This window comes from Crocosphaera sp. Alani8, from assembly GCF_038442745.1.
In the GTDB taxonomy this organism is placed as follows: domain Bacteria; phylum Cyanobacteriota; class Cyanobacteriia; order Cyanobacteriales; family Microcystaceae; genus Crocosphaera.
This window is the reverse complement of sequence record NZ_JARVCN010000245.1, coordinates 1-4,870: the sequence shown is the minus strand read 5'-3', so window position 1 is coordinate 4,870 and position 4,870 is coordinate 1. Positions and strand designations below refer to the sequence as shown.

Here is a 4,870-nt window from a genome sequence, read left to right as displayed (position 1 = left end):
ATATGAGGAAGCCCACCCTGTACCGCCTAAGCGGTCAGGGTTGGGAGGATGTCACGACGGCTTATAAATCTTTGTCTCCAAAACAACTCTTAACATCGAACTCAGGTTAGTTGTGTTTTTGCTGTTTGGATAGTAAACCAAATCCACCCACCAATAACAACCCCAAAAAAGTTGTAGGTTCAGGAGTAGTAGCAGGATTTGTCAGGGTTCCACCTATGGCAAACTCATCAAATCGGGTTCCAAACATAAATCCTTGATTGGAAGTAGCTCTTACCCTAATAGCTGTAATATCTACTTCAGTGAAAGTAAAAACATTGGCAAGAGAATTATTAAAATTGCTGTTTGTGAACGTACCGATTTCGATTTCGTAACTAAAATCTCCTGCAAGGGAACCAAATAACGTAAAGCTAACCAGTGAGGCAATCCCACCCTGGTTCCAAAGGGCAATGCGATCAGTCTTTATGGTCTGAGAAAATGTAAAATCAAAATCAGCTGGTGGACCTGCATCAACGCCTCCGACACCGCTTGAACCATTAAAGCCGGTGGTAGTAGCAACAAACACATCAAAATCTGTTACACCACTCACATAATTGGCTGAAAGTCCCGACTGATTGATTAAATTGTTCAGATTAGAGACTGACATTCCACTTGATGGTGAACTTGAAGAAATACCATTAGGCTAAAAAATGGTAGCTCCATTAACTTCTGTTGCCACTGATACAACAGTAATCAAACTAACAGCAAACAGGGATTTTAGTCCGTTTTTCACGTTGTTTTATCTCACATAAAACTTATAAGAAGCGTATCCTAACATAAAAAAACTCTAAAAAATAGCGATTAAGTGAGCAATAAGGAATTACAAACAAAGAATAAGTCATTCGGTATACCAAAACAAACCTCATGAAAATTGCTCACAATATCACTGAATTAATTGGCCACACCCCCCTGGTTCAATTAAACCGTATTCCTCAAGCAGAAGGTTGTGGAGCGCAAATTGTAGTTAAATTAGAAGGGATGAACCCTGCCTCCTCTGTAAAAGACAGAATTGGCGTAAATATGATCAATGCAGCCGAAAAAGAAGGATTGATCATCCCTGGCAAAACTCTCTTAGTAGAACCCACATCTGGCAATACAGGTATTGCTCTGGCAATGGCAGCTGCAGCCAAGGGATACAAGCTAATTTTAACCATGCCCGAAACCATGAGCAACGAGCGTCGGGCTATGTTAAAAGCTTACGGGGCGCAACTAGAATTAACTCCCGGTAGCGAAGGTATGAGTGGTTGTATTCGTCGCGCTCAAGAATTAGTTGGCACTTTACCCAATGCCTATATGTTGCAACAATTCAACAATCCTGCTAACCCCGAGATTCACCGCTTAACCACCGCTCAAGAAATTTGGGAAGATACCGATGGAAGGGTAGATATTTTAATTGCTGGTGTGGGAACCGGAGGAACCATTACAGGTGTAGCAGAAGCCCTTAAGCAACGGAAAGCCGCTTTTCAGGCGATCGCTGTTGAACCCACCAGTAGCCCAGTTTTATCTGGAGGAAAGCCAGGAGGACACAAAATACAAGGAATAGGGGCTGGTTTTGTACCAGGGGTGTTAAAAGTTGAATTAATCGATGAAGTTGTCACTGTCACCGATGATGAAGCCATGAGTTATGGTCGACGTTTAGCTAAAGAAGAAGGTATCTTGTCCGGTATTTCTACGGGGGCAGCTTTATGTGCGGCCATTAAAGTTGGTCAAAGACCCGAAAATATCGGTAAACTAATCGTAATGGTTCAACCTAGTTTTGGAGAACGCTACCTAAGTACCCCTCTCTTCCAAGATGTAGAACCGCCTCAATTGGCTCTGGTTCACTAGGTAAAGGGTTGGTTGCTGTCCTCTCATTCCTCAGACTGTCATGACATCTACTAATCACTATCACATCCTCGAAGTTAGTCAAACTGCGAGTCAAACAGAAATAAAACAAGCTTACCGGCGTTTGGCTAAGCGGTTTCACCCCGACAGTCAACTGGAAACAGCTAATCATGAACACATTATCCGTATTAATGCGGCTTATGAGGTGTTGGGAGATCCTCAAAGACGACGAACATACGATCAGCAGTTGATTCCTAACTATCCCTCTCCCAGACGGCAACAGAGGACAGCCCAAGCCCACTCTTACTATCATAATCGTCGCGCTGCTGAACAAGTTTCTGTGGGTTTGATTGATCAATGGTTAAAAACGGTTTATCGTCCTATTAATCAGTTAATTTCAGGGATTCTAGACCGTTTAAACGACCAAATTGATAATCTAGCAGCCGATCCTTTTGACGACGAGTTAATGGCGGTTTTTCAAGATTATGTTCGTTGTTCTCGTCATGATTTACAACAGGCGAAACGGATATTTTCTCGGCAACCAAATCCCCCTAAACTAGCTAAAATAGCAGCTATTATTTACTATTGCTTGAATCATATTGCCGATGGTATTGAAGAGTTAGAATGGTTTTCTTGTAACTACGATGATTCCCATTTACACACGGGTCAAGAATTATTTAGAATTTCCCATCGATTATTAAAAGAAGTGCATTATAATGTCGCATCAATGTCTAATGTTTAAGGTTATTTTTGTATCATAGTAAATATAGCCACCGGCTTAGAACTAAGGCTCATAAACAACATTTTTTGTTGCAAAAAATAAGCAGATTGATAAACATTCACTTTGCCAACATCAAGTAATTTAGTTTAATTTAAGTATCACAACTCCTAAAATAAACCTCATGACCAACTCATCCAATCTATCGCAAAAAATTGCTCAATTTTATGACACCTCTAGTCATCTGTGGGAAAAAATTTGGGGTGAACATATGCACCACGGTTACTACGGAAGAGGTGGAAACTATAAACTTGATCGTCGTCAAGCGCAAATTGACTTAATTGAAGAACTACTAATCTGGGCTAATGTTAAAGACGTTTCTAACTTAATTGACGTGGGTTGTGGGATCGGAGGAAGTACCCTTTATTTAGCAGAAAAATTCAACAGCAAAGCAACAGGAATTACCTTATCCTCAGTACAGGCGAATAGAGCAACTCAAAGGGCTATTGAGGTTAAATTAGAAGAAACAGCACAGTTTCAAGTGGCTGATGCCTTAAATATGCCCTTCCCAGACAATAATTTTGACCTAGTGTGGTCTCTTGAAAGCGGAGAACATATGCCCGATAAAGGACAATTTTTTCAAGAATGTTATCGAGTTTTAAAACCGGGTGGAACCTTTATTTGTGCTACTTGGTGTCATCGTCCTACTAATTCTTGGGCAGGGCAATTAACAGAGAATGAAAAACAACATCTAGAGGAAATTTATCGGGTTTATTGTTTACCTTATGTGATTTCTTTACCCGAATACGAAACCATTGCTCAAGACTGCGGTTTTAGTAAAATTAAAGTAGATGATTGGTCAATGGAAGTAGCACCTTTTTGGGATATTGTCATAGATTCAGCCTTTAATTTAGAAGCAATAAGCGGTTTATTAAATAGTGGTTGGCAAACGGTACAAGGGGCTTTATCATTAGGATTGATGAGTGGTGGTTATCAACGGGGACTGATTCGTTTTGGATTGATTTGTGGACAAAAATAATCAAGTTTTGGTCTGTTATGGTTGATATTCATGGTTACTAGGTTATGGGTTGTACTAATAGGTTCTACTTTCGTGGGGGGAAGTTCAGCTAAAAGTCCTATTTACAAATTTTGATATCGTTGTCTACATGACTAAAAAAAGGATCATAACTCACGTAGTTTTTCAAAATCAGTTCTTGACGAGGATTAAAGGGTTCCCATTTTATACGAGGATTATTGAGTACAATTGCTCTTACACAACGATAAGACCAAACAATCCCAAGATTAGAATTGTTCCATAGCCAGCGATCAGGGCTATGCTTTATAATTGTTTCTTCAATAGGAATATACCCCTTTTTTGTAGTAACCATCCCTATAAATTGCTGACGAAAGTTGTTCCAATCACTAGCAAAGCGCAAGTTCCCTATGACCATTATCAACACAAATAAAACGAAAATCCTCGTACTAATCTTATTTGACTTGATATTACAATAGCACGCAACAACTGTGCAGATAAGCAGGAAAGGTAGTAATGTTAAAGATAATGTTCTACTGCTAAATGAGTTAATTGCTGTAAGACCCCGCTCACTAAACAATATAATATAAGCATAGAGCGTCATTGGAAACAACGAGACTAAAATAAAAGAATTTTTTCTACAGATTAATCCAATAGTCGATAAAAAAACAAAGCTTGCACTTACCAAAGCCCCTTTATAGACTCTAAGATTCAAAATACTTGAACTAAAGCCTGATTTATTGGATGCAGATCTGGGGTCAATAATAAAATACAAACCAATTGATAAAGCTGCCAAACTTACAAACAAGGATATACTGTATATAATTACTTGCTTCTTACTTTGACGAGCTTTATATAATTTTACCACTGAAATGGCTGAAAAGATTACTGTTGGGATTATTGAGGTTTCATAAGTACGAGAAAAGAGGAGCAATAATATCCAAAGAAGCCATCCATCTAACCAATTTAACGGTTCTTTTCTAAGTAGCAGTAAGAGAATTGGCCATGACAGGAGAACCATAACATGATGTTCACCAACCAAAATATAGTCAGCTGATAAATTTACTCCTATAATGCTGACTAGCGGGAATACTAAAAGAAAGCTATTTTCTCTATGAACTGCATAAATACAAATTAAGTATGAAACAATGTAAGGGAAATAAAGACCAATGGCATAAAACTTTGTCAGTAATGGAATATTATTTAATCGAAGCTTCTCAAAAAGTCTGGGGGGACTCGCCGAAAGTTAGGGGACAAAG

At 38.9% G+C, this 4,870-nt stretch carries 5 protein-coding genes; 3 read left to right on the top strand and 2 right to left on the bottom strand.

Annotated features, from left to right (window positions below):
* Nucleotides 1-106: 106 nt before the first annotated feature.
* Nucleotides 107-643 carry a PEP-CTERM sorting domain-containing protein gene (locus P9B04_RS14425; RefSeq protein WP_342055683.1) on the bottom strand — a complete coding sequence of 179 codons (537 nt, stop codon included), beginning with the start codon at nucleotides 641-643 and terminating at the stop codon, nucleotides 107-109.
* Between the two features lie 257 nt (nucleotides 644-900).
* Between P9B04_RS14425 and cysK the strand changes: the two genes are divergently transcribed.
* From cysK to P9B04_RS14410, 3 genes are all read left to right on the top strand, one after another.
* A complete protein-coding gene (gene cysK, locus P9B04_RS14420) occupies nucleotides 901-1,863 on the top strand; it encodes a cysteine synthase A (RefSeq protein ID WP_342055682.1) in 963 nt (320 codons plus the stop codon).
* A 40-nt stretch (nucleotides 1,864-1,903) separates the two neighbouring features.
* A complete protein-coding gene (locus P9B04_RS14415; RefSeq protein ID WP_342055681.1) occupies nucleotides 1,904-2,602 on the top strand; it encodes a J domain-containing protein in 699 nt (232 codons plus the stop codon).
* A 160-nt stretch (nucleotides 2,603-2,762) separates the two neighbouring features.
* Entirely contained in the window at nucleotides 2,763-3,617 is an 855-nt protein-coding gene (locus P9B04_RS14410; RefSeq protein WP_342055680.1) for a methyltransferase domain-containing protein, read from the top strand.
* Between the two features lie 97 nt (nucleotides 3,618-3,714).
* Here P9B04_RS14410 and P9B04_RS14405 read toward each other — a convergent pair whose 3' ends face one another.
* Entirely contained in the window at nucleotides 3,715-4,632 is a 918-nt protein-coding gene (locus P9B04_RS14405) for a hypothetical protein (RefSeq protein ID WP_342055679.1), read from the bottom strand.
* Nucleotides 4,633-4,870 lie beyond the last annotated feature (238 nt).

Excerpts from the sequence above, each read along its gene's own strand:
- P9B04_RS14425 (WP_342055683.1), bottom strand. The coding sequence starts at position 643 with ATGTCAGTCTCTAATCTGAACAATTTAATCAATCAGTCGGGACTTTCA.
- cysK (WP_342055682.1), top strand. The coding sequence starts at position 901 with ATGAAAATTGCTCACAATATCACTGAATTAATTGGCCACACCCCCCTG.
- P9B04_RS14415 (WP_342055681.1), top strand. The coding sequence starts at position 1,904 with ATGACATCTACTAATCACTATCACATCCTCGAAGTTAGTCAAACTGCG.
- P9B04_RS14410 (WP_342055680.1), top strand. The coding sequence starts at position 2,763 with ATGACCAACTCATCCAATCTATCGCAAAAAATTGCTCAATTTTATGAC.
- P9B04_RS14405 (WP_342055679.1), bottom strand. The coding sequence starts at position 4,632 with ATGGTTCTCCTGTCATGGCCAATTCTCTTACTGCTACTTAGAAAAGAA.